We start from the raw sequence: 21767 nt of genomic DNA on the forward strand, positions 1-21767 counted from the left end.
TGGTTCAGGGCCAATCGCAGGCAAGCCAGCTCCCACACTTTCAATGTATTCACAAATCAGAATGTGGGAGCTGGCTTGCCTGCGATAGCTATTTAAAAGTCACTGCTTATCGGCCTGATACGCCTCAATCACTTCCTGTGCCGCCCGAAACGCATCAATCGCCGCCGGCACACCGGCATACACCGCGCAATGCAGCAGCGCCTCGCGGATCTCTTCCACGGTGCAACCATTATTCAGAGCGCCCCGCACATGGCCCTTGAGTTCCTGCGGGCACTTGAGTGCGGTCAGGGCGGCGAGGGTGATCAGGCTGCGGGTTTTCAGCGGCAACCCTTCGCGGTTCCATACACTGCCCCAGGCATGTTCGTTGACGAAGTCCTGCAGCGGCTGGGTGAACTCGGTGGCATTGCCCAGGGCGCGGTCAACGAACACATCGCCCATGACCTGGCGACGCATTTCAACCCCGGGCTTTTTCTGATCGGTCATTGCGATTCCCTCTTGTGTTGGCGGCGCCAGGCTCGCAGCGTGCTGAACAACAGAAAAGCCACCAGCACTGGCAGGACATAAAACAACATCAGTTGCTCGAGCTTGTTGGCCAGGGGCATTCCGGTGGTGAACGCCATCACGTGCAGCCCGTACGCCAGGTACAGGCCCAGCAGCACCAGGCCTTCGGCGCGGGTCAGGCGGTAGCCGGTATAGAACATCGGCAGGCACAGCACCACGACAGCGAGCATCACCGGCAGGTCGAAGTCCAGGGCGTTGGGCGATACTGACAGCGGCGAAGGGGCGAGCATGGCGGTCAAGCCCAAGACGCCAAGCAGATTGAACAGGTTGCTGCCGATCACATTGCCCACGGCAATTTCCCGCTGCCCGCGCAGGGCGGCAATCAGCGAAGTCGCCAGGCACGGCAGCGAGGTGCCGACGCCGATCAGTGTCAGGCCAATCACACGCTCCGACAGGCCCAGATCGCCCGCCACATCCACCGCCGCGCCCAGCAGCAAATGCCCAGCCAGCACCAGGATCAACAACCCGCTGAGCATCTGCAGCACGCTGCTCAGCCAGGGTGCGCGGGCCACTGTGTCCAGCGTACGTGGGCGGCGAGAGTGACGGGTCTGGTAGTGCAAAACGCCGAGGTAAGCAGCCAGGGCCACGAGCAGCAACAGGCCGTCGGTGGGCGTAAGTTCTTCATTGGCCGCCAGGGTAAACACCAGCAGCCCGGCCAGGATCATCACTGGGATGTCCAGGCGCACCAGCTGGCGCGAGACTCGCAGCGGAATGATCAGCGCCGACAGGCCCAGGGTCACCAGGATGTTGAAGATGCTGCTGCCGATTACGCTGCCCACGGCGATGTCTGTATTGCCCGCCAGGGTGGCCTGCAGGCTGACGGTCATCTGTGGCGCGCTGCTGCCGAAGGCGACGATCGTCAGGCCGATGATCAGCGGCCGTACCTTGAGGCTTGCGGCCAGGCGCACGGCCGCGCGCACCAGGATTTCGGCGCCGATGATCAGTAGCAGCAGGCCGCTGACCAATTCCAGCAGGCTCCAGGGCGAGAGGGCGGTTAATCCAAAAATGGCCAGGGCTCCATCGTCAGTTGCTCAAGGCTTGTACGCGCACTCGCGCCGTACCGCTGCTGATCATGCCTAGCTGCTCGGCAGCCTTGCGTGAAAGATCGATCAAGCGCCCACGGGTGTGCGGGCCGCGATCATTGATGCGGACAACCACGGATTTGTCGTTGTCGAGATTGGTGACTTTGACCTGGGTACCGAACGGTAAGCGCCGGTGGGCGGCGGTCAGGCCGTATTGGTTGAAGGGTTCACCGCTGGCAGTCTTATTGCCGTGGTGTTTGGCGCCGTAATAGGAGGCGGTGCCGGTTTCGTCATAGCCGTTGGGGTTGATGACGCCGTTGGCGCAGCCGGCCAGTAGAGAGAACAAGGCCAGTAGGCCGAGTAGACGCTTCATTTTCAAGATGCCCCCGTCACAAATGTGGGAGCGGGCTTGCTCGCGAATGCGGTGTGTCAGCTAAATATTCATTTACTGATCCACCGCATTCGCGAGCAAGCCCGCTCCCACAGGGGGTCCGAGTAGAGCATGAAATCTCCCCCGGACCATTCATTGCTATCAGCCTTCAAGCTTGCTTTTCAGCAGCTCGTTCACTTGTTGCGGGTTGGCCTTGCCTTTGGAGGCTTTCATCGCCTGGCCCACAAAGAAGCCGAACATCTTGCCGCGCTTGGCTTCGTCTGACGCACGGTATTGCTCGACCTGCTCGGCATTGGCCGCGAGCATTTCATCCAGAACGGCCGAAATCGCGCCGCTGTCGGTGACTTGCTTGAGGCCACGCTTCTCGATGATCTCGTCCGCGCTGCCTTCACCGCTGGCCATGGCTTCAAACACAGTCTTGGCGATTTTGCCGGAGATGGTGTTGTCCTTGATGCGCAGCAGCATGCCGCCCAGTTGCTCGGCGGTGACTGGCGCTTCGTCGATTTCCAGGCCCTGCTTGTTCAGCAGGCTGCCCAGCTCAACCATTACCCAGTTGGCCGCCAGCTTGGCGTCACCGGCAATGCTCACGACTTTTTCAAAGTAGTTGGCTTGTTCGCGGCTGGAGGCCAAAACGCTGGCATCGTAGACCGATAGGCCGAACTGCTCCTGGAAGCGCTCGCGTTTTTGCTGCGGCAGCTCCGGCAGGGTGGCGCGCACGTCATTGAGGAACGAGTCTTCGATGACCACCGGCAACAGGTCCGGATCGGGGAAGTAACGGTAGTCGTTGGCTTCCTCTTTGCTGCGCATGGCGCGGGTTTCGTCTTTGTTCGGGTCGTACAGGCGGGTTTGCTGGATGACCTTGCCGCCGTCTTCGATCAGTTCGATCTGGCGACGCACTTCGCTGTTGATCGCCTTCTCGATGAAGCGGAACGAGTTGACGTTCTTGATCTCGCAGCGGGTGCCGTACTCGGATTGGCCCTTGGGACGGATCGACACGTTGCAGTCGCAGCGCAGCGAGCCTTCGGCCATGTTGCCGTCGCAGATGCCCAGGTAGCGCACCAGCGCGTGGATCGTCTTGACGTAGGCCACGGCTTCCTTGGCGCTGCGCATGTCCGGCTCGGAGACGATTTCCAGCAGCGGCGTGCCGGCGCGGTTCAGGTCGATACCGGTCGCGCCCGGGAATTCTTCGTGCAGGCTCTTGCCAGCATCTTCTTCCAGGTGGGCGCGGGTGACGCCGACGCGCTTGATGGTGCCGTCTTCCAGAGGAATGTCCAGGTGGCCCTTGCCGACGATCGGCAATTCCATCTGGCTGATCTGGTAGCCCTTGGGCAGGTCCGGGTAAAAGTAGTTCTTGCGCGCGAACACGTTGTGCTGGCCGATCTCGGCGTCAATCGCCAGGCCGAACATCACCGCCATGCGCACCGCTTCCTGGTTCAGCACCGGCAGTACACCGGGCATGCCCAGGTCTACCAGGCTGGCCTGGGTGTTGGGCTCGGAGCCGAACGTGGTGGCGCTACCGGAGAAAATCTTCGATTGGGTGGCGAGCTGGGTATGAATCTCCAGCCCGATCACAACTTCCCATTGCATAGTGTTGTCCTCAGAAGCCGGTAGGGGTGCGGGTGTGCCAGTCGGTGTTCAACTGGTACTGGTGCGCCACATTGAGCAGGCGGCCTTCCTGGAAATACGGGGCGAGCAATTGCACGCCCACCGGCAGGCCATCGACGAAACCGGCAGGCATGGACAAGCCCGGCAAGCCCGCGAGGTTGGCGGTGATGGTGTACAGGTCTTCCAGGTACTCGGCGATCGGGTCGCCGGTCTTGGCACCGATCTTCCAGGCCGGGTTCGGCGTGGTTGGACCGAGGATCACGTCGACGTCTTCAAAGGCAGCCATGAAGTCGTTCTTGATCAGGCGCCGGATTTTCTGCGCCTTGAGGTAGTAAGCGTCGTAGTAGCCAGCCGACAGGGCGTAGGCGCCGACCATGATGCGGCGTTGCACTTCGGCACCGAAGCCTTCGCCACGTGAGCGCTTATAAAGGTCGGTGAGGTCTTTCGGGTTTTCGCAGCGGTAGCCGAAGCGCACGCCATCGAAGCGCGACAGGTTGGATGACGCTTCTGCCGGGGCGATTACGTAGTACGCAGGAATCGCGTGCTGGTTGTTCGGCAGGCTGATTTCCTTGATCACAGCACCGAGGCTTTCCAGCGTCTTGACGCTGTTGTGCACCAGCTCCGCGATACGCGGGTCGAGGCCAGCGCTGAAGTATTCCTTTGGCACGCCGATGCGCAGGCCTTTGAGCGAGGTGTTAAGGCTGGCGCTGTAGTCCGGCACGGCCTCATCGATGCTGGTGGAGTCCTGTTTATCGAAGCCTGCCATGCCTTGTAACAAAATCGCGCAGTCTTCGGCCGTGCGTGCCAGAGGGCCACCCTGATCAAGGCTGGACGCGTAGGCGATCATGCCCCAGCGGGAAACGCGACCGTACGTCGGCTTCAAACCGGTGAGGTTGGTGAACGCGGCCGGCTGGCGAATCGAGCCGCCGGTGTCGGTGGCGGTGGCGGCGGGCAGGAAGCGCGCAGCCACTGCGGCAGCCGAACCACCGGAGGAACCGCCGGGCACGTGGTCCAGGTTCCAGGGGTTTTTTACTGCGCCGTAGTAGCTCGACTCGTTGGCCGAACCCATGGCGAATTCGTCCATGTTGGTCTTGCCCAGGGTCACGGCGCCGGCGGCGGCCAGCTTGGACACCACGGTGGCGTCGTAGGGCGCCTTGAAGTTGTCGAGCATCTTCGAGCCGCAGCTGGTGCGAATGCCCTGGGTGCAGAACAAGTCCTTGTGGGCAATAGGTGCGCCCAGCAGCGCGCCATTTTCACCGTTGGCGCGACGTGCGTCGGCAGCCTTTGCCTGGCTCAAGGCCAGCTCTTCGGTGAGGCTGATGAAGCTGTTAACCTTTGGATCAAGCTCGGCGATACGCGCAAGCAGGGTCTTGGTCAGCTCTTCGGAAGAAAACTTTTTTTCGGCGAGACCGCGGGCGATCTCGGCCAGAGTCATGTGATGCATTGCAGGCTCTTTCCCTTTAGTCGATGACTTTCGGAACCAGGTACAGGCCGTTTTCGACCGCTGGCGCAATGGACTGGTAAGCCTCGCGATTATTACGCTCGGTCACGACGTCTGCGCGCAGGCGCTGGCTGGCTTCCAGTGGATGAGCCAGGGGCTCGATGCCGTCGGTATTCACGGCCTGCATTTGGTCGACCAGCCCGAGAATACTGTTCAGGGCTGCGGTGGTCTGTGGAAGATCGGCATCATTAAGGCCAAGCGAGGCCAGATGCGCGATTTTTTCCACGTCGGAGCGTTCAAGTGTCATGGGAATCTCCAGTGGAAAACAGAACGGAGGCTGTCCGTGTGTTAGATTGTCGGAACACTACCGCATTTCTACGGTCTTACGGCCGCGATTGTGGGGGTTGGTGCACAGAAAGTCGGCCAATTTAGCACATTGGCGCCTTGCCCAAAATCCCTGTCGTTGTTAGAGTTTGCCGCACTTTTTTACCCACGCGTTGCCTAGGGTCCCTTTCCCATGTTCAAGAAACTGCGTGGCATGTTTTCCAGCGATCTTTCCATTGACCTGGGCACTGCCAACACCCTTATTTACGTGCGCGAGCGCGGTATCGTCCTGAATGAGCCATCAGTTGTGGCCATTCGGACCCATGGTAATCAGAAAAGTGTCGTTGCCGTCGGCACCGAGGCCAAGCGCATGCTCGGCCGCACACCAGGCAATATTGCCGCCATTCGTCCGATGAAAGACGGCGTGATCGCTGACTTCAGTGTCTGCGAGAAGATGCTGCAGTACTTCATCAACAAGGTTCACGAAAACAGTTTCCTGCAGCCCAGCCCTCGTGTGCTGATCTGCGTGCCGTGCAAGTCCACCCAGGTTGAGCGTCGAGCCATCCGTGAATCGGCCCTCGGCGCCGGTGCCCGGGAAGTGTTCCTGATCGAAGAGCCAATGGCTGCTGCGATCGGTGCCGGCCTGCCGGTTGAAGAAGCCCGCGGTTCGATGGTGGTGGATATCGGTGGTGGTACCACTGAAATCGCCCTGATTTCCCTGAACGGTGTGGTGTATGCCGAATCCGTACGTGTAGGCGGCGACCGCTTCGACGAAGCGATCATCACCTATGTGCGTCGTAACTACGGCAGCCTGATCGGCGAATCCACCGCTGAGCGCATCAAGCAGGAAATCGGTACCGCTTACCCGGGCGGCGAAGTGCGCGAAGTTGATGTTCGCGGTCGCAACCTGGCCGAAGGCGTTCCACGTGCTTTCACCCTGAACTCCAATGAAGTGCTGGAAGCTCTGCAAGAGTCCCTGGCCACCATCGTTCAGGCTGTGAAGAGCGCCCTGGAGCAATCGCCGCCGGAACTGGCTTCCGACATCGCCGAGCGTGGCCTGGTGTTGACCGGTGGTGGCGCCTTGCTGCGCGACCTCGACAAACTGCTGGCCCAGGAAACCGGCCTGCCGGTGATCGTCGCCGAAGACCCGCTGACCTGCGTCGCCCGTGGCGGTGGCCGTGCACTGGAAATGATGGATAAACACACCATGGACCTGCTCTCCAGCGAATGAGTCGTTGCTGGTAAGCCCATGTTTCGCCCGCAGGCAGCACTTTGCAGTGCTGCCTGTTGGCGTTTATCTTCTTCAATCTGCATCCAGGCCGGTTAGATGCCGTATGAATAAAGAGAACATTTGCCTGGGAGGAGCGGCCTATTAAACCGCTTTTCGCCAAAGGCCCCTCATTGGGCGTGCGCCTGTTGGTGCTGGTCGTGCTTTCGGTCGCGCTGATGGTGGTCGATGCTCGCTTTGCACTGCTTAAGCCCGTGCGCAGCCAAATGTCGCTGGTGTTGATGCAGACCTACTGGATCACCGACCTGCCGCAACGTCTGTACCAGGGCGTGGCCAGCCAATTTGGCAGCCGCACTGAGCTGGTTGCCGAAAATGAAAAACTCAAGACCGAAAACCTGCTGTTGCAGGGGCGCATGCAAAAGCTCGCGGCCCTCACCGAGCAGAACGTTCGGCTGCGCGAGTTGCTCAATTCCTCCGCGCTGGTCAACGAAAAGGTCGAAGTGGCCGAGTTGATCGGCATGGACCCCAACCCCTTCACCCACCGCATCATCATCAACAAGGGTGAGCGCGACGGTGTGGTCCTCGGCCAGCCGGTGCTTGATGCACGTGGCCTGATGGGCCAGGTGGTTGAGCTGATGCCCTACACCTCGCGGGTATTGCTGCTGACGGACACCACCCACAGTATTCCGGTGCAGGTCAACCGCAACGGCCTGCGTGCGATTGCCAGCGGCACCGGCAACCCCGAGCGCCTGGAACTGCGCCATGTGGCCGATACCGCCGACATCAAGGAAGGCGACCTGTTGGTCAGCTCCGGCCTGGGTCAGCGGTTCCCGGCGGGTTATCCGGTGGCGACGGTGAAGGAAGTCATCCACGATTCCGGTCAGCCGTTCGCCATTGTGCGTGCCGTGCCGACTGCCGCCTTGAACCGCAGCCGCTACCTGCTGCTGGTGTTCAGCGACAATCGCACCCCGGAAGAGCGCGCCAACGACGCCGCCCAGGCTCAGGAAGCGGAAGACCAGAAGAACGGCACGGCGCCGATCATTCCTGCCACCGTGCCCAAGCCTTCCACTGCCGTACCGGCTACGCCTGCGGTGGCACCGGCCGTGGCTACGCCCGTCAAGCCTGCAGCGCACACGGTCAAACCGGCCACGACCAAACCACCCGCGTCGACGCCGTCTGCCGCAGCACCCGTGACTAAACCGCCTGCTGCTGCTCCGGCTGCGCGCCCAGCGGCTACCGCCCCGGCAACCACGCGGCAGAGGGAGGAATAATGGCCGGTACTCATTCGCAAAATGGCTGGATTGTCTGGCTGACCTTCGCCATCGGCCTGCTGCTCAGCGTTTCGCCGCTGCCACAGTTCATGGAAATCCTGCGCCCGCTCTGGCTGGCGCTGCTGCTGGCCTTCTGGTCGCTGAACCTGCCGCATAAAGTCGGCATGGTCACCGCCATGTTCCTGGGCTTGGCGGAAGATGTGCTCTATGGCACCTTGCTGGGCCAGAACGCATTGATCCTGACCCTGATCACTTTCCTGGTGCTGTCGTTGCAGCAGCGTCTGCGCATGTTCCCGATGTGGCAGCAGTGCCTGGTGATCCTGGTGATTTTCGGCCTGGCGCAGCTTGTTCAGCTGTGGCTCAGCGCCTTGACCGGTAACCGGCAGCCGACCTTGGCGCTGGTATTGCCGGCCCTGGTCAGCGCCTTGCTGTGGCCGTGGATCAGTTTTGGTCTGCGTGGGTTGCGTCGTCGCTATAAGATCAATTGAATGGATTGCGAGGCTCTGCCTGGTTATCGAACCCTACAGGGAGAGTCTGCAATGAATTCGCTTTACCTGGCCTCGGGCTCACCGAGGCGGCGTGAACTGCTGACCCAGATCGGTGTGCCTTTCACCGTGGTCAGCGCCGCCATTGATGAAACCCCTCTCACAAACGAATCTGCTGTTTCCTACGTCGAGCGTTTAGCGCGGGGCAAGGCAGCGGCGGGTTTTGCTGCGCTTGAACACCCTGCTGGCGCCTGTGTGCTGGGGGCCGACACTGCCGTGATCGTCGATGGCCAGATCCTCGGCAAACCTGTGGACCAGGCCGATGCCTTGGCGATGTTGATGGCCCTGTCGGGGCGTGAACACGAAGTGCTCACCGCCATATCCCTTACCGACGGCCAGCGTTGCGAAACCCGATGTGTCAGCAGTCGTGTGCTTTTTCGTGGGATTTCTGTCGAGGAGGCTACAACCTACTGGCACAGTGGTGAACCTCAGGACAAAGCAGGCAGCTATGCTATCCAAGGGTTGGGTTCGGTGTTTGTCGCCGGCCTCAATGGCAGTTATTCCGCCGTGGTAGGGCTGCCGGTGTGCGAAACCGCGCAACTGCTCGACCAATTCGGCATACCCTGTTGGCAAAACCTTACCGCGCGCTGAACGCCGTTATTGGCGCGCCCAGCCTTAAGCGACCGGTCACTATTGTGAAAACGCCTGAACGAGACCCAGCCATGAGTGAAGAGATTCTGATCAATATCACGCCGATGGAATCGCGCGTGGCGGTGGTAGAGAACGGTGTTCTGCAAGAAGTGCACGTGGAGCGCACCCAGAAGCGCGGGATCGTCGGCAATATCTACAAAGGCAAGGTAGTGCGGGTATTGCCGGGGATGCAGGCGGCATTTGTCGATATTGGCCTGGACCGAGCTGCGTTTATCCATGCCTCCGAGATTTCCCTGCGCGAAGGCCCGGCGGTCGAAAGTATCAGCGCCCTGGTGCATGAAGGGCAGAGCCTGGTGGTGCAAGTCACCAAGGACCCCATCGGCTCCAAGGGCGCACGCCTGACCACTCAGCTGTCGATTCCGTCGCGTTACCTGGTGTACATGCCGCGTACCGCGCATGTCGGCATTTCCCTGAAGATCGAGGACGAAGCCGAGCGCGAGCGCCTGAAGAAGGTGGTCAGCGACTGCGTGGCGGCCGAGGGCATCAAGGAAGCCGGTGGGTTTATCCTGCGCACCGCCGCTGAAGGCGCTGGTGCCGATGAGATCCTCATGGACATCCGCTACCTGCGGCGCCTGTGGGACCAGATCGATGCCCAGATCAAGACCATCAGTGCACCCAGCGTTATTTATGAAGACTTGGGCCTGGCCCTGCGCACGTTGCGCGACTTGGTCAGCCCCAAGATTGAGAAAATTCGCATCGACTCGCGGGAAACTTTCCAGCGCACCACGCAATTCGTTGCCGAATTGATGCCGGAAATTGCCGACCGCCTGGAACACTACCCCGGCGAACGGCCGATCTTCGACCTGTATGGTGTCGAAGACGAAATCCAGAAAGCCCTGGAACGCAAGGTGCCGCTCAAATCCGGCGGCTACCTGGTGGTGGACCCGGCAGAAGCCATGACCACCATCGACGTCAACACCGGCGCATTTGTTGGTCATCGCAACCTTGAAGAAACCATTTTCAAGACCAACCTCGAAGCGGCCACCGCGATTGCCCGCCAGCTGCGCCTGCGAAACCTGGGCGGGATCATCATCATCGATTTCATCGACATGGAAGATGAAGAGCACCAGCGCCAGGTGCTGCGTACCCTCGAGAAGCAGCTGGAGCGCGATCACGCCAAGACCAACATCATCGGTATTACCGAGTTGGGCCTGGTGCAAATGACCCGCAAGCGCACCCGCGAAAGCCTTGAGCAGGTGCTGTGCGAGCCGTGCAGCAGCTGCCAGGGACGCGGTAAATTGAAGACCCCGGAAACGGTTTGCTACGAGATTTTCCGCGAAATCCTACGAGAGGCACGTGCTTACCAGGCCGAAGGTTATAGAGTGCTGGCCAACCAAAAAGTGGTGGACCGGCTGTTGGACGAAGAGTCCGGCAACGTTGCCGAACTGGAAGGGTTTATCGGGCGCACGATACGCTTCCAGGTTGAAACCATGTATTCCCAGGAACAATACGACGTGGTGCTGCTCTGATCCCCAATCGTTTTCTTTTTATGAGACTGGCAGACCTTGATCTGCCGTCCGACTACCGCCTTGAGGGTCGCCTGACATGGAGCGTCTGATACGCTTTTTTGCCGCTTTGACCCGTTGGGGCCTTGGCCTTTGTGCCTTGCTGCTGGTATTGGCGGCGGTGTATGTGAGTCTGGGGCGTGAATTGACGCCGCTGGTGGCCGAGTACCGTGCGGAAGTCGAGGCCAAGGCCCAGGCTGCGGTGGTCATGCCTGTGCACATCGGCAGCCTGGAAGGCCGCTGGAGCGGCTTCGCGCCGGTATTGCTGGCCCATGATGTGATGGTGGGCGAGGGCAACAGTGGCTTGCGCCTGGACCAGGTCGAAGTGGTACCGGACATCTGGGCAAGCGTGATGGCCCGCGAAGTGCGCATTGCGCATTTGCAAGTCAGTGGCCTGCAGCTCAGTGCCAAGGAAGACAAGGACGGGAAATGGGTCCTGCAAGGTCTGCCGGTGCAGGACGACCAGCCGCTGGACCCGGAGCAGTTGCTCAAGCGCATGCAGTTGGTCAAGCGTGTGTCGCTGCTCGACAGCCAGGTGACGTTGCAACCGTTTGACCATGCGCCAGTGACCCTGACGTATGTCGGCCTCAGCTTGCATACCGGCATCACCCGCCAACGCTTGGACGCGCGCTTGACCTTGCCGGACGGCCAGCCCCTTGCCATGAGCCTGCGCACGCGTATTCGTGCCAGCCAGTGGAAAGACGCTGAAGTCCAGGCCTATCTGAGCCTGCCGCAAAGCGACTGGGCCAAATGGATTCCTGCCAAGCTGACCCAGCAGTGGAAACTCACTCAGTTCAAGGCCGGTGGCGAATTCTGGCTGAACTGGGCCAAAGGTACCGTACAGAGTGCGGTGGTGCGTCTGAACTCGCCGCAGGTCAAGGGCAGCTACGCCGATCGTAAGCCCGTGCATATCGAAAACCTTGCGCTCACCGCCTACCTGCAACGCAGTGACACGGGCCTCAAGGTGCTGTTCGACTCACTGGCGATGAACCTGGGGGAAACGCGCTGGGAGTCGCGCGTGCAACTGCAACAAACCCTGGCCACCGACAAGGCTCAGGAAGTCTGGAAGCTGCAGGCCGACCGCCTTGACCTGACGCCAATCACGCCACTGCTCAACGCCCTGGCACCGCTGCCGGAAGGGTTCGCCAAGACTGTAGAGCACCTCAAGGCCACTGGCCTGTTGCGTAACGTGCTGGTGGATTTTCGCCCTCAAGACACTACCGATCAAAAACTCAGCTTCGCTGCCAACCTCGATCGCGTCGGTTTTGATGCCTACTCTGGCGCCCCGGCCGCGCGTAACGTTTCCGGCAGCATCAGCGGCGACTTGGGCCAGGGCGAGTTGCGCATGGACAGCAAGGATTTTTCCCTGCACCTCGATCCGATCTTTGCCAAGCCGTGGCAGTACATCCAGGCCAATGCGCGCCTGACGTGGAAGCTGGACAAAGAAGGCTTCACCCTGATCGCCCCGTATATCAAGGTGCTGGGCGAAGAGGGCAAGGTGGCTGCTGACTTTCTGATTCGCCTGCATTTTGACCACAGCCAGGAAGACTACATGGACCTGCGCGTCGGCTTGGTCGAGGGTGATGGGCGCTTCACTCCCAAGTACTTGCCGGCGGTATTGAGCCCCGCACTGGATGAATGGCTGCGCACGGCGATTCTCAAGGGCGCGGTGGATCAAGGGTTCTTCCAGTACCAGGGTTCGCTGAACCACGACGCGCTGCCGGCTTCGCGCAATATCAGCCTGTTTTTCAAGGTGCATGACGCTGAACTGGCCTTTCAACCGGGCTGGCCGCATGTGAGCAAGGTCAATGGCGAAGTGTTTGTCGAGGAAAGCGGTGTGCGCATCCTGGCCAGCAAAGGCCAGTTGCTCGACACGAAGGTCAAGGACATCTACGTCAATATCCCTCACGCACCTGCCGGCAAGGACAGTCACCTGTTGCTCACCGGTAATTTTGCCGGCGGCTTGGGCGATGGTCTGAAAATCCTCCAGGAAGCGCCGATTGGCACCGCATCGACGTTCGCCGGATGGAAGGGTGAGGGCGACTTGCAAGGCAGCCTTGACCTGGATATTCCGTTGACCAAGGGTGCCGATCCAAAAATCGTGGTGGACTTCAAAACCGATAAGTCGCGCTTGCAACTGGCTGAGCCGACCCTGGACCTGACCCAGCTCAAGGGTGATTTCCGTTTTGACAGCACCAAAGGCCTCAGTGGCCAGAACATCACGGCCCAAGCGTTTGACCGGCCGATCACCGCGCAGATTTTCGCCGATGGCAAGCCGGGCAGCATCAGCACCCGCGTGGCTGCCAAGGGTCAGGTGACGGTCAAGCGGCTGACGGACTGGTTGAACGTCAGCCAACCGCTGCCGGTGTCTGGCGATATTCCCTACCAACTGCAATTGACCCTGGACGGTGCCGACAGCCAACTGATGGTCAGCTCCAACCTCAAGGGTGTGGCGGTGGATTTGCCCGCGCCGTTCGGGATGCCAGCCAGCCAGGGGCGTGACAGTGTGTTTCGCATGACCTTGCAGGGCGCCGAGCGCCGTTATTGGTTCGATTACGGCGAACTGGCGAACTTCACCTTTGCTGCGCCGCCGGACAGATTCAATGATGGCCGCGGTGAACTGTTCCTCGGGGATGGGGACGCCGTGCTGCCGGGCGCCAAGGGTTTGCGCATTCGTGGTGTGCTCTCGGAGCTGGACATCGATCCGTGGAAAAAGCTGGTGAACCAGTACGCCGGCAATGACCCGGGGGGGAGTGCCAAGCAACTGCTGAGCAGTGCCGACTTCAAAATCGGCAAACTCACCGGTCTGGGCACCCAGTTCGATCAGGTCAACCTGCAACTCAACCGCAAACAGGCGGCCTGGGGCTTGCAGCTCGACAGCCAGCAGGCCAAGGGCACAGTCGACCTGCCTGACGCCAAGGGCGCGCCGATTGCGATCAACCTGCAATATGTGAAACTGCCGGCGGTGGATCCGACGGTGCAGGCGGACGAAAACGCGCCGGACCCTTTGGCAAGTATCGATCCCAAGGATATTCCGGCGCTGGATATCGCCATTGATCAGCTGTTCCAGGGCCCGGAGCTGGTGGGCGCCTGGTCGCTGAAAATCCGCCCGACCGCCAAAGGCCTGGTCTTCAATAACCTGGACCTGGGCCTCAAGGGCATGCAGCTCAAGGGCGCCGGTGGTTGGGAAGGTGCGGCGGGCGACAGCAGCAGTTGGTACAAGGGCCGTTTGGACGGTAAGAATATCGCCGATGTGCTCAAGGGCTGGGGCTATGCCCCCACCGTCACCAGCCAGGATTTCCACTTGGATGTGGATGGTCGCTGGCCTGGTTCGCCAGCCTATGTCGGGCCTAAGCGCTTCTCCGGCAGCTTGGATGCCGCGTTCCGCAACGGCCAGTTCGTGGAAGTGGAGGGTGGCGCCCAGGCCCTGCGGGTATTTGGCCTGCTGAACTTCAACTCCATCGGGCGCCGGTTGCGTCTGGACTTCTCGGACTTGCTCGGCAAGGGCTTGAGCTATGACCGAGTCAAAGGCTTGTTGGCGGCGAGTAGCGGTGTATTTGTAACCCGTGAACCGATCACCATGACCGGGCCTTCTACCAACCTGGAGCTCAACGGCACCCTGGACCTGGTAGCAGACCGTGTCGACGCCAAGCTGCTGGTCACCCTGCCGGTTACCAATAACCTTCCGATCGCAGCGCTGATCGTGGGGGCGCCCGCCATTGGTGGCGCGCTGTTCCTGATCGACAAGCTGATTGGTGATCGTGTTGCACGCTTCGCGAGCGTGCAATACAAGGTCGAAGGGCCGTGGAAGGACCCGAAAATCACCTTCGACAAGCCATTTGAAAAACCAAACTGAGGGCCTGTGGAGTAGCATGGCCGCATGCCTTTTATGGAGTGTCGGCCCATGTCCTTTGCGGTAATTCAAATGGTCAGCCAGAGCGATGTGCTGGCTAACCTGGCCCAGGCCCGGCGCTTGCTGGAGCGGGCGGCTGCGGGTGGGGCGAAGTTGGCGGTGCTGCCGGAAAACTTCGCTGCCATGGGGCGTCGCGATGTGGCTGATATCGGCCGCGCCGAGGCGCTGGGCGAAGGTCCGATCCTGCCGTGGTTGAAACAGACCGCCCGCGACCTCACCTTATGGATAGTGGCCGGCACGTTGCCGTTGCCGCCAGAGGACCAACCGCACGCCAAGTCCAACGCCTGCTCGCTGCTGGTTGATGATCGCGGCGAAATCGTGGCTCGTTACGACAAGCTGCACCTTTTCGATGTGGATGTCGCTGATGCTCGCGGTCGTTACCGTGAATCCGACGACTATGCTTTCGGGGGTAATGTGGTGGTGGCAGATACGCCCGTCGGCCGTTTGGGCTTGACGGTGTGTTACGACTTGCGCTTCCCCGAGCTCTACAGCGAGTTGCGCGCGGCGGGGGCTGAATTGATTACGGCGCCTTCGGCGTTTACGGCAGTGACCGGCGCCGCTCATTGGGACGTGCTGATTCGCGCACGGGCCATCGAGACCCAGTGCTACCTGCTGGCGGCGGCGCAAGGTGGTGTACACCCGGGCCCCCGGGAAACCCATGGCCACGCAGCCATTGTCGACCCCTGGGGGCGCGTGCTGACACAACAGGATACAGGCGAAGCGGTGTTGCTGGCCGAGCGCGATAGCAGTGAACAGGCGTCGATACGGGCGCGCATGCCGGTGGTCAACCATCGGCGCTTTTTCTCGCAGGGCGCACAGCGGCCTGCTTCGGAACGATGAATTTAAGGTCATACCTATGAGCGAGTTGTTGTCCTCAGTCAGTGAACACCTCCTGGCACCCGGTGGCGTGACCATCGAAAGCTTGCAAACCGTGCTCGGCGATCTGGCCGGACCGGGCATTGATGCGGCTGACCTGTATTTCCAGGGCCAGATCTCCGAGTCCTGGTCCCTGGAAGACGGGATCGTCAAGGAAGGCAGCTTCAATCTGGACCAGGGTGTCGGCGTGCGTGCGCAATCCGGTGAAAAAACCGGCTTTGCCTACAGCAACGCGATCACCCTGGAAGCCTTGGGCCTCGCGGCGCGTGCTGCGCGCTCAATCTCCCGCGCCGGCCAAAATGGCACGGTTCAGGCGTTCAGTACTCAAGATGTGGCGCAGTTGTACGCACCGGATAACCCGTTGGAAGTCATCAGTCGTGCGGAAAAGGTCGAGCTGCTCAAGCGTATCGACGTGGCCACCCGCGCCCTCGACCCGCGTATCCAGCAGGTCACCGTGAGCATGGCCGGTGTGTGGGAGCGCATTCTGGTGGCGTCCACCGACGGCGGCCTGGCGGCGGATGTACGGCCGCTGGTGCGCTTCAATGTCAGTGTAATCGTCGAACAGAATGGTCGCCGCGAGCGCGGTGGCCATGGTGGCGGTGGGCGTACCGACTACCGTTATTTCCTCACCGACGACCGTGCCATGGGCTATGCCCGTGAGGCCCTGCGCCAGGCGCTGGTCAACCTGGAAGCCATTCCGGCGCCGGCGGGTACCTTGCCAGTGGTGCTGGGATCGGGCTGGTCCGGCGTACTGCTGCACGAAGCGGTCGGCCATGGCCTGGAAGGTGACTTCAACCGCAAGGGCAGTTCAGCCTACAGCGGTCGTATGGGCGAGATGGTCGCGTCCAAGCTCTGCACCATCGTCGATGACGGCACCCTGACCGGGCGTCGTGGCTCGCTGAGCGTCGATGACGAAGGTACGCCGACCGAGTGCACCACCCTGATCGAAAACGGCGTGCTCAAGGGCTACATGCAAGACAAGCTCAACGCCCGCTTGATGGGCGTGGCGCGCACCGGTAACGGCCGTCGCGAATCCTATGCGCACTTGCCGATGCCACGCATGACCAATACCTACATGCTCGGTGGCGAAAGCGACCCGGCGGAAATCATCGCTTCGGTGAAGCGCGGCATCTACTGCGCCAACCTCGGTGGCGGCCAAGTGGACATCACCAGCGGCAAGTTCGTGTTCTCCACCAGCGAGGCGTACCTGATCGAAGACGGCAAGATTACTGCGCCGGTCAAAGGAGCAACGTTGATTGGTAACGGTCCGGAAGCCATGAGCAAGGTGTCGATGGTCGGTAACGACCTGTCGCTCGACAGCGGCGTGGGCACGTGCGGGAAGGACGGGCAGTCGGTGCCGGTGGGTGTCGGGCAGCCAACGCTGAAAATTGATGCGATCACCGTGGGTGGCACGGGCTCGTAAGAAAGGTGGAGCTTCGGGTGGCGAAAACCGCCACCCGGTGAAGAGGATCAGCGCAGGCCGCGTTGAGTCTCGTCCAGCTCTCGGATGTACTTGAAGATTTTACGGCTGGTGGCCGGCGCTTTGTTATGCGCCTGCTCGTGCTGGGCCTGACGGATCAGGGAGCGCAGTTGCTGGCGGTCCGCGTCCGGGTAGTCCAGCACGAATTTCTCCAGCACGGCGTCATCGCCCGCGATCAAGCGGTCACGCCAACGCTCCAGGTTATGGAAGCGTTCGTTGTACTGGCGAGTGGAGGCATCGGTTTGATCAAGCAAAGCCAGAATGGCGTCAGTGTCCTGATCGCGCATGAGTTTGCCGATAAACATGATGTGCCGTTTACGCGCGATATTCGCGGTGTGCTTGGGCGCATCGGCCAAGGCCCGGCGCATTTCGTCGGTCAAAGGCAGTTTTGCAATCAAATCTTTCTTGAGCGTTGTAAGGCGCTCGCCCAGGTCAACCAGAGCATGCAGCTCGCGTTTGACCTGGGTTTTGCTTTTCTCCCCATCGAGGGAGTCGTCGTAAGAATCAACCATGGTGGCAGTCCGCAAAGAAACGCTGCCATGATAACCAGTCGGGGGCCGCTTGTCCGGCCCGGTCGCTCGATGGCCTTAACCGAAAGCAGAATTTGAGTGGAGAAAACCATGAGTGCAGCCCAAAGCGTCGGTCCGCAAGCGTTACCGGCACTGCAGGAACAAGTCGAGCAGATCCTTGCCGAGGCCAAGCGCCAGGGGGCCAGTGCCTGTGAGGTGGCGGTGTCGCTGGAGCAGGGGCTGTCGACGTCGGTACGCCAGCGTGAAGTGGAAACCGTTGAGTTCAATCGCGACCAAGGGTTTGGTATTACCTTGTATGCAGGGCAGCGCAAAGGGTCGGCCAGTACGTCGGCCAGTGGCCCGGAAGCGATTCGCGAAACGGTGGCGGCTGCGTTGGCGATTGCCAAGCACACCTCGGAGGATGAAAGCTCGGGTTTGGCCGATAAGGCGCTGATGGCCAAGGACCTGAAGGATTTCGATCTGTTCCACGCCTGGGACATCACGCCTGAGCAAGCCATCGAACAGGCATTGATCTGTGAAGCAGCGGCGTTCGACGCCGATGCGCGCATCAAGAACGCTGATGGCACCACATTGAGTACCCATCAGGGCTGCCGCGTGTATGGCAACAGTCATGGTTTTATCGGCGGTTATGCGTCCACTCGTCATAGCCTGAGCTGCGTGATGATTGCCGAAGCCAATGGGCAGATGCAGCGCGATTACTGGTACGACGTGAATCGCCAGGGCGATTTGCTGGCGGACCCGGTGAGCATTGGCCAGCGTGCTGCGCAGCGTGCCGCGAGCCGCCTGGGCGCGCGCCCGGTGCCGACGTGCGAAGTGCCTGTGCTGTTTTCGGCAGAACTTGCCGGTGGGTTGTTCGGCAGCTTCCTGGGGGCGATTTCCGGTGGCAACTTGTACCGTAAGTCCTCGTTCCTGGAAGGTGCGATTGGCCAGAAACTGTTTCCCGAGTGGCTGACCATCGATGAACGCCCGCACCTGATGCGTGCCATGGGCAGCACGTCGTTCGATGGTGATGGCCTGGCGACTTATGCCAAGCCATTCGTCGAGAAAGGTGAATTGGTCTCCTACATATTGGGCACGTACTCCGGTCGCAAACTCGGCCTGCCAAGCACGGCGAACTCCGGTGGCGTGCATAACCTGTTTGTCACCCATGGCAATGAAGACCAGGCGGCGTTGCTGCGGCGCATGGGCCGTGGCTTGCTAGTCACCGAATTGATGGGCCATGGCTTGAACATGGTCACCGGTGATTACTCCCGTGGCGCGGCGGGGTTCTGGGTAGAAAACGGCGAGATTCAGTTTGCCGTTCAGGAAGTGACTATCGCTGGCAACATGCGCGATATGTTCAAGCAGATCGTTGCCGTGGGTAATGACTTGGAACTGCGCAGCAACATTCGCACAGGTTCTGTGCTGATCGAGCGGATGACCGTCGCCGGCAGCTAACCCTTCAACGCTCCCTGAAAAAGGCGCGCCATCCCACGGATGGCGCGCCTTTTTTTGTAACTACGTCGTGGGACGAATCCTTTGGTGCTCTTGTTTTGATTCTTAATATCATTTAATAATGAATATCATTATCGAGCGAGTGTAGATCATGAGTTCTGTCCTGCATGAGGATCCTTATCTGGAAAGCTGGCGCTGGATGAGTCGTCAAATCCGCTGCGCACTCGATCCAAATGAGCCTCGCCTGATCGAGCATTACCTCAACGAAGGTCGATACCTGGCGTGCTGCACCGCGACCCATCCGTGGACGATCGCTGAAACCTCATTGCGCTTACTGCTCGACACCGCCAGCGATATAGCGCTGCCGTGGCACTGGCGTTCCCTGTGCCTGGACCAGGCTTGGCGTCCACTGCGCGACCTGGAAAAGCTCTCTCACTGTGCCTGCCGCCTCAAGCGCTGGCAGACCTTTGCCTGGCAATTGGCGACCTGCGAATTGCTGCCGTCCATTTCTCACTCCGACCTCGTGCAAGGATCTAACGATGAGTAACACCCGTATCGAACGCGACAGCATGGGCGAGCTGCAAGTGCCCGCCGAGGCCTTGTATGGCGCCCAAACCCAGCGCGCGGTAAACAACTTCCCGATCAGCCATCAACGTATGCCGGCGCAATTCATTCGCGCCCTGATCCTGGCCAAGGTTGCGGCGGCCAAGGTTAACGTTGACCTCGAACAAATCAGCGCAGGGCAGGGCAAGGCTATTGTCGATGCCGCCCAAGGCCTGCTGGAAGGCGATTTCATGCCGCACTTCCCGGTGGATATCTTCCAGACCGGTTCCGGCACCAGTTCCAACATGAATGCCAACGAGGTGATTGCCACCCTCGCCAGCCGTTTGCTGGGCGAGGCGGTCAATCCTAACGACCACGTGAACTGCGGCCAGAGCAGCAACGACATCATCCCGACCACTATCCATGTCAGCGCCGCGCTGGTTTTGCATGAGCAAACACTGCCGGCCCTGTTGCACCTCGTTCAAGTCATCGAGCAGAAGGCCGAAGAGGTTCACCCGTTCATCAAGACCGGCCGCACTCACTTAATGGATGCCATGCCGGTACGCATGAGCCAGGTGCTCAATGGCTGGGCGCAGCAACTCAAGGCCAATATCGCGCATTTGCAGGATCTTCTGCCTAGCTTGCAAGCGCTGGCCCAGGGCGGCACAGCGGTTGGCACCGGGATCAACGCACACCCGCAATTCGCTGCGCGATTCAGCCAGCAGTTGAGCAGCCTGACCGGTGTCAAATTCACCCCAGGCAAAAACCTGTTCGCGCTGATCGGCTCCCAGGACACCGCCGTCGCCGTTTCCGGCCAGTTGAAAACCACCGCCGTGTCGTTGATGAAAATCGCCAACGACCTGCGCTGGATGAACTCCGGCCCGCTCGCAGGCCTTGGTGAAATTGAACTGGAAGGCCTGCAGCCTGGCTCTTCGATCATGCCTGGCAAGGTCAACCCGGTGATCCCGGAAGCGACGGCCATGGTCGCCGCGCAGGTCATCGGCAATGACACCGTGATCACCATCGCCGGTCAATCGGGCAACTTCGAGCTGAATGTGATGCTGCCGATCATCGCCCAGAACCTGCTCAGCAGCCTCGAATTGCTGGCCAATTCCAGCCGCCTGCTGGCGGACAAGGCCATCGCCAGCTTCAAGGTCAATGAAGCCAAGCTCAAGGAAGCGCTGTCGCGCAACCCGATTTTGGTGACCGCACTCAACCCGATTATCGGTTACCAAAAGGCCGCTGAAATTGCCAAGAAGGCGTATCAGCAAGGCCGTCCGGTGATTGATGTCGCCCTCGAGCACACCGACCTGCCGCGCAGCCAGCTGGAAGTCCTGCTGGATCCGGAAAAGCTCACGGCCGGCGGCGTGTAATCACCGACCCTGCTTTGGAGGCTCACCATGGAGCACTGGAAACGCACGATCGAACGGGCCAATCGCTGCTTTATGGCGGGCGAGTTGGTTGACGCTCGCGAGGCCTATTTGCAAGCCCTGGCCCTGGCTCAGGTGCTGTTCGAACGCTGGGCGGATGCCGACGAAGCAGTGGCGGCGTGCGTCATTTCTCATCATAACCTGGCGGACTTGCACCTGCGCCTGAACCAGCCGGAAGAAAGCGCGGAATACCTTTGCGCTATTCACCAGCGTCTTTTACAGACCCTGCAGGACTCGCGGCTGAGCCCGCAATTGCGGGAAGCGGCCTTGCGCCAGAGCAGCAAAACCTACGTCGAGCTACTGAATTTCATCAGCGATCACGGCGAGTACCCGCGTACCCATCGCTTGCTGGGCGGTACTGCGGCGCAGCCGACCACTCCTCATTACGGAGCACATTGATATGACCTACACCTTGCCTGCCTTGCCTTACGCCTACGACGCCTTGGAACCGCATATCGATGCGCAAACCATGGAGATCCATTACACCAAGCACCACCAAACCTATATCAACAACCTTAATGCCGCAGTTGAGGGCACTGAGTTTGCGGGCTGGCCGGTGGAAAAACTGGTATCCAGCGTGCAGCAGTTGCCGGAAAAACTTCGTGCAGCCGTGATTAACCAAGGCGGCGGCCACGCCAACCACTCGCTGTTCTGGGCCGTGATGTCGCCCAAAGGTGGCGGTAAGCCCGAGGGCGCACTGGGCAAGGCGATCGAGGAACAATTGGGCGGTTTCGACAGCTTCAAGGATGCTTTCACCAAAGCCGCGTTGACGCGCTTCGGTAGTGGATGGGCCTGGCTGAGCGTCACCCCGCAAAAGACCCTGGTGGTGGAAAGCAGCGGCAATCAGGACAGCCCCCTGATGAGCGGTAATACGCCGATCCTCGGCCTCGACGTCTGGGAGCACGCCTACTACCTGCTTTATCAGAACCGTCGCCCGGAATACATCAATGCGTTCTACAGTGTCATTAACTGGCCTGAAGTCGCCGCACGCTATCAGGCCGCTGTGGCCTGATATCC

General features: G+C 60.4%; 20 protein-coding genes. 13 read left to right on the plus strand and 7 right to left on the minus strand.

The genetic code is table 11. From position 1 onward, the window contains the following. Window positions 1–99: 99 nt before the first annotated feature. The 6 genes from JBO08_RS00930 to gatC all read right to left on the minus strand — a co-directional run bounded on the left by JBO08_RS00930 (window position 100) and on the right by gatC (window position 5327). The gene (locus JBO08_RS00930; RefSeq protein WP_065875108.1) at window positions 100–483 is read right to left on the minus strand and encodes a carboxymuconolactone decarboxylase family protein; all 384 of its coding nucleotides are present in this window, start codon (window positions 481–483) and stop codon (window positions 100–102) included. Next, the gene (locus JBO08_RS00935) at window positions 480–1526 is read right to left on the minus strand and encodes a calcium/sodium antiporter (RefSeq protein WP_065879616.1); all 1047 of its coding nucleotides are present in this window, start codon (window positions 1524–1526) and stop codon (window positions 480–482) included. The genes JBO08_RS00930 and JBO08_RS00935 overlap by 4 nt, the downstream gene beginning before the upstream one ends. A 58-nt stretch (window positions 1527–1584) precedes the next feature. Then, window positions 1585–1956, minus strand: coding sequence for a septal ring lytic transglycosylase RlpA family protein (locus JBO08_RS00940; protein ID WP_065875106.1), 372 nt, complete (start codon window positions 1954–1956; stop codon window positions 1585–1587). A 159-nt stretch (window positions 1957–2115) separates the two neighbouring features. Beyond that, entirely contained in the window at window positions 2116–3561 is a 1446-nt protein-coding gene (gene gatB, locus JBO08_RS00945; RefSeq protein ID WP_065879615.1) for an Asp-tRNA(Asn)/Glu-tRNA(Gln) amidotransferase subunit GatB, read from the minus strand. Between the two features lie 10 nt (window positions 3562–3571). Continuing rightward, window positions 3572–5023 (minus strand): Asp-tRNA(Asn)/Glu-tRNA(Gln) amidotransferase subunit GatA, encoded by a 1452-nt coding sequence (gene gatA / locus JBO08_RS00950; RefSeq protein ID WP_220074596.1) that lies wholly within the window; start codon window positions 5021–5023, stop codon window positions 3572–3574. Window positions 5024–5039: 16 nt separating this feature from the next. Further along, window positions 5040–5327 (minus strand): Asp-tRNA(Asn)/Glu-tRNA(Gln) amidotransferase subunit GatC, encoded by a 288-nt coding sequence (gene gatC, locus JBO08_RS00955; protein WP_065875103.1) that lies wholly within the window; start codon window positions 5325–5327, stop codon window positions 5040–5042. A gap of 210 nt (window positions 5328–5537) precedes the next feature. Here gatC and mreB point away from each other — a divergent pair, with 210 nt between their 5' ends. The 8 genes from mreB (at window position 5538) to tldD (ending at window position 16756) form a co-directional block, all read left to right on the plus strand. Further along, window positions 5538–6575, plus strand: coding sequence for a rod shape-determining protein MreB (mreB, locus tag JBO08_RS00960; protein WP_002555108.1), 1038 nt, complete (start codon window positions 5538–5540; stop codon window positions 6573–6575). A 170-nt stretch (window positions 6576–6745) separates the two neighbouring features. Further along, entirely contained in the window at window positions 6746–7843 is a 1098-nt protein-coding gene (gene mreC, locus JBO08_RS00965; RefSeq protein ID WP_405045934.1) for a rod shape-determining protein MreC, read from the plus strand. Next, window positions 7843–8331: a rod shape-determining protein MreD gene (mreD, locus tag JBO08_RS00970; protein WP_049709993.1), complete on the plus strand. Its 489-nt coding sequence runs from the start codon at window positions 7843–7845 to the stop codon at window positions 8329–8331. Before mreC ends, mreD begins: the two co-directional genes overlap by 1 nt. 51 nt (window positions 8332–8382) lie before the next feature. Next, complete coding sequence (locus tag JBO08_RS00975; RefSeq protein WP_065875101.1) at window positions 8383–8979, plus strand: nucleoside triphosphate pyrophosphatase; 597 nt, start codon at window positions 8383–8385, stop codon at window positions 8977–8979. 71 nt (window positions 8980–9050) lie between these two features. Then, window positions 9051–10508 (plus strand): ribonuclease G, encoded by a 1458-nt coding sequence (gene rng / locus JBO08_RS00980; protein WP_012722226.1) that lies wholly within the window; start codon window positions 9051–9053, stop codon window positions 10506–10508. A 76-nt stretch (window positions 10509–10584) separates the two neighbouring features. Next, the gene (locus JBO08_RS00985; RefSeq protein WP_065875100.1) at window positions 10585–14400 is read left to right on the plus strand and encodes a YhdP family protein; all 3816 of its coding nucleotides are present in this window, start codon (window positions 10585–10587) and stop codon (window positions 14398–14400) included. Between the two features lie 48 nt (window positions 14401–14448). Continuing rightward, the gene (locus JBO08_RS00990; RefSeq protein WP_065875099.1) at window positions 14449–15297 is read left to right on the plus strand and encodes a carbon-nitrogen hydrolase family protein; all 849 of its coding nucleotides are present in this window, start codon (window positions 14449–14451) and stop codon (window positions 15295–15297) included. Between the two features lie 16 nt (window positions 15298–15313). Further along, window positions 15314–16756 carry a metalloprotease TldD gene (gene tldD, locus JBO08_RS00995; protein WP_065875098.1) on the plus strand — a complete coding sequence of 481 codons (1443 nt, stop codon included), beginning with the start codon at window positions 15314–15316 and terminating at the stop codon, window positions 16754–16756. Between the two features lie 47 nt (window positions 16757–16803). On the opposite strand, the gene yjgA is transcribed toward tldD, so the two are convergent. After that, on the minus strand, window positions 16804–17325 hold the full coding sequence (yjgA, locus tag JBO08_RS01000) for a ribosome biogenesis factor YjgA (protein WP_017738766.1): 522 nt from the start codon (window positions 17323–17325) through the stop codon (window positions 16804–16806). 108 nt (window positions 17326–17433) lie between these two features. Here yjgA and pmbA point away from each other — a divergent pair, with 108 nt between their 5' ends. The 5 genes from pmbA to JBO08_RS01025 all read left to right on the plus strand — a co-directional run bounded on the left by pmbA (window position 17434) and on the right by JBO08_RS01025 (window position 21762). Then, the gene (gene pmbA, locus JBO08_RS01005; protein ID WP_220074595.1) at window positions 17434–18780 is read left to right on the plus strand and encodes a metalloprotease PmbA; all 1347 of its coding nucleotides are present in this window, start codon (window positions 17434–17436) and stop codon (window positions 18778–18780) included. A gap of 148 nt (window positions 18781–18928) precedes the next feature. Beyond that, a complete protein-coding gene (locus tag JBO08_RS01010; protein ID WP_049713419.1) occupies window positions 18929–19324 on the plus strand; it encodes a hypothetical protein in 396 nt (131 codons plus the stop codon). Continuing rightward, window positions 19317–20693, plus strand: coding sequence for a lyase family protein (locus tag JBO08_RS01015; protein WP_220074594.1), 1377 nt, complete (start codon window positions 19317–19319; stop codon window positions 20691–20693). Before JBO08_RS01010 ends, JBO08_RS01015 begins: the two co-directional genes overlap by 8 nt. A gap of 27 nt (window positions 20694–20720) precedes the next feature. Next, window positions 20721–21149, plus strand: a complete 429-nt coding sequence (locus JBO08_RS01020) for a hypothetical protein (protein ID WP_065875094.1) — start codon at window positions 20721–20723, stop codon at window positions 21147–21149. 1 nt (window position 21150) lies between these two features. Continuing rightward, window positions 21151–21762, plus strand: a complete 612-nt coding sequence (locus JBO08_RS01025; protein WP_065875093.1) for a superoxide dismutase — start codon at window positions 21151–21153, stop codon at window positions 21760–21762. Window positions 21763–21767 lie beyond the last annotated feature (5 nt).

Origin of the sequence: Pseudomonas sp. LAP_36 (assembly GCF_019456785.1) — a bacterium.
Taxonomy (GTDB): domain Bacteria; phylum Pseudomonadota; class Gammaproteobacteria; order Pseudomonadales; family Pseudomonadaceae; genus Aquipseudomonas; species Aquipseudomonas tritici.

Excerpts from the sequence above, each read along its gene's own strand:
- JBO08_RS00930 (WP_065875108.1), bottom strand. The coding sequence starts at position 483 with ATGACCGATCAGAAAAAGCCCGGGGTTGAAATGCGTCGCCAGGTCATG.
- JBO08_RS00940 (WP_065875106.1), bottom strand. The coding sequence starts at position 1,956 with ATGAAGCGTCTACTCGGCCTACTGGCCTTGTTCTCTCTACTGGCCGGC.
- gatB (WP_065879615.1), bottom strand. The coding sequence starts at position 3,561 with ATGCAATGGGAAGTTGTGATCGGGCTGGAGATTCATACCCAGCTCGCC.
- gatA (WP_220074596.1), bottom strand. The coding sequence starts at position 5,023 with ATGCATCACATGACTCTGGCCGAGATCGCCCGCGGTCTCGCCGAAAAA.
- gatC (WP_065875103.1), bottom strand. The coding sequence starts at position 5,327 with ATGACACTTGAACGCTCCGACGTGGAAAAAATCGCGCATCTGGCCTCG.
- mreB (WP_002555108.1), top strand. The coding sequence starts at position 5,538 with ATGTTCAAGAAACTGCGTGGCATGTTTTCCAGCGATCTTTCCATTGAC.
- mreD (WP_049709993.1), top strand. The coding sequence starts at position 7,843 with ATGGCCGGTACTCATTCGCAAAATGGCTGGATTGTCTGGCTGACCTTC.
- JBO08_RS00975 (WP_065875101.1), top strand. The coding sequence starts at position 8,383 with ATGAATTCGCTTTACCTGGCCTCGGGCTCACCGAGGCGGCGTGAACTG.
- rng (WP_012722226.1), top strand. The coding sequence starts at position 9,051 with ATGAGTGAAGAGATTCTGATCAATATCACGCCGATGGAATCGCGCGTG.
- JBO08_RS00985 (WP_065875100.1), top strand. The coding sequence starts at position 10,585 with ATGGAGCGTCTGATACGCTTTTTTGCCGCTTTGACCCGTTGGGGCCTT.
- JBO08_RS00990 (WP_065875099.1), top strand. The coding sequence starts at position 14,449 with ATGTCCTTTGCGGTAATTCAAATGGTCAGCCAGAGCGATGTGCTGGCT.
- tldD (WP_065875098.1), top strand. The coding sequence starts at position 15,314 with ATGAGCGAGTTGTTGTCCTCAGTCAGTGAACACCTCCTGGCACCCGGT.
- yjgA (WP_017738766.1), bottom strand. The coding sequence starts at position 17,325 with ATGGTTGATTCTTACGACGACTCCCTCGATGGGGAGAAAAGCAAAACC.
- pmbA (WP_220074595.1), top strand. The coding sequence starts at position 17,434 with ATGAGTGCAGCCCAAAGCGTCGGTCCGCAAGCGTTACCGGCACTGCAG.
- JBO08_RS01010 (WP_049713419.1), top strand. The coding sequence starts at position 18,929 with ATGAGTTCTGTCCTGCATGAGGATCCTTATCTGGAAAGCTGGCGCTGG.
- JBO08_RS01015 (WP_220074594.1), top strand. The coding sequence starts at position 19,317 with ATGAGTAACACCCGTATCGAACGCGACAGCATGGGCGAGCTGCAAGTG.
- JBO08_RS01020 (WP_065875094.1), top strand. The coding sequence starts at position 20,721 with ATGGAGCACTGGAAACGCACGATCGAACGGGCCAATCGCTGCTTTATG.
- JBO08_RS01025 (WP_065875093.1), top strand. The coding sequence starts at position 21,151 with ATGACCTACACCTTGCCTGCCTTGCCTTACGCCTACGACGCCTTGGAA.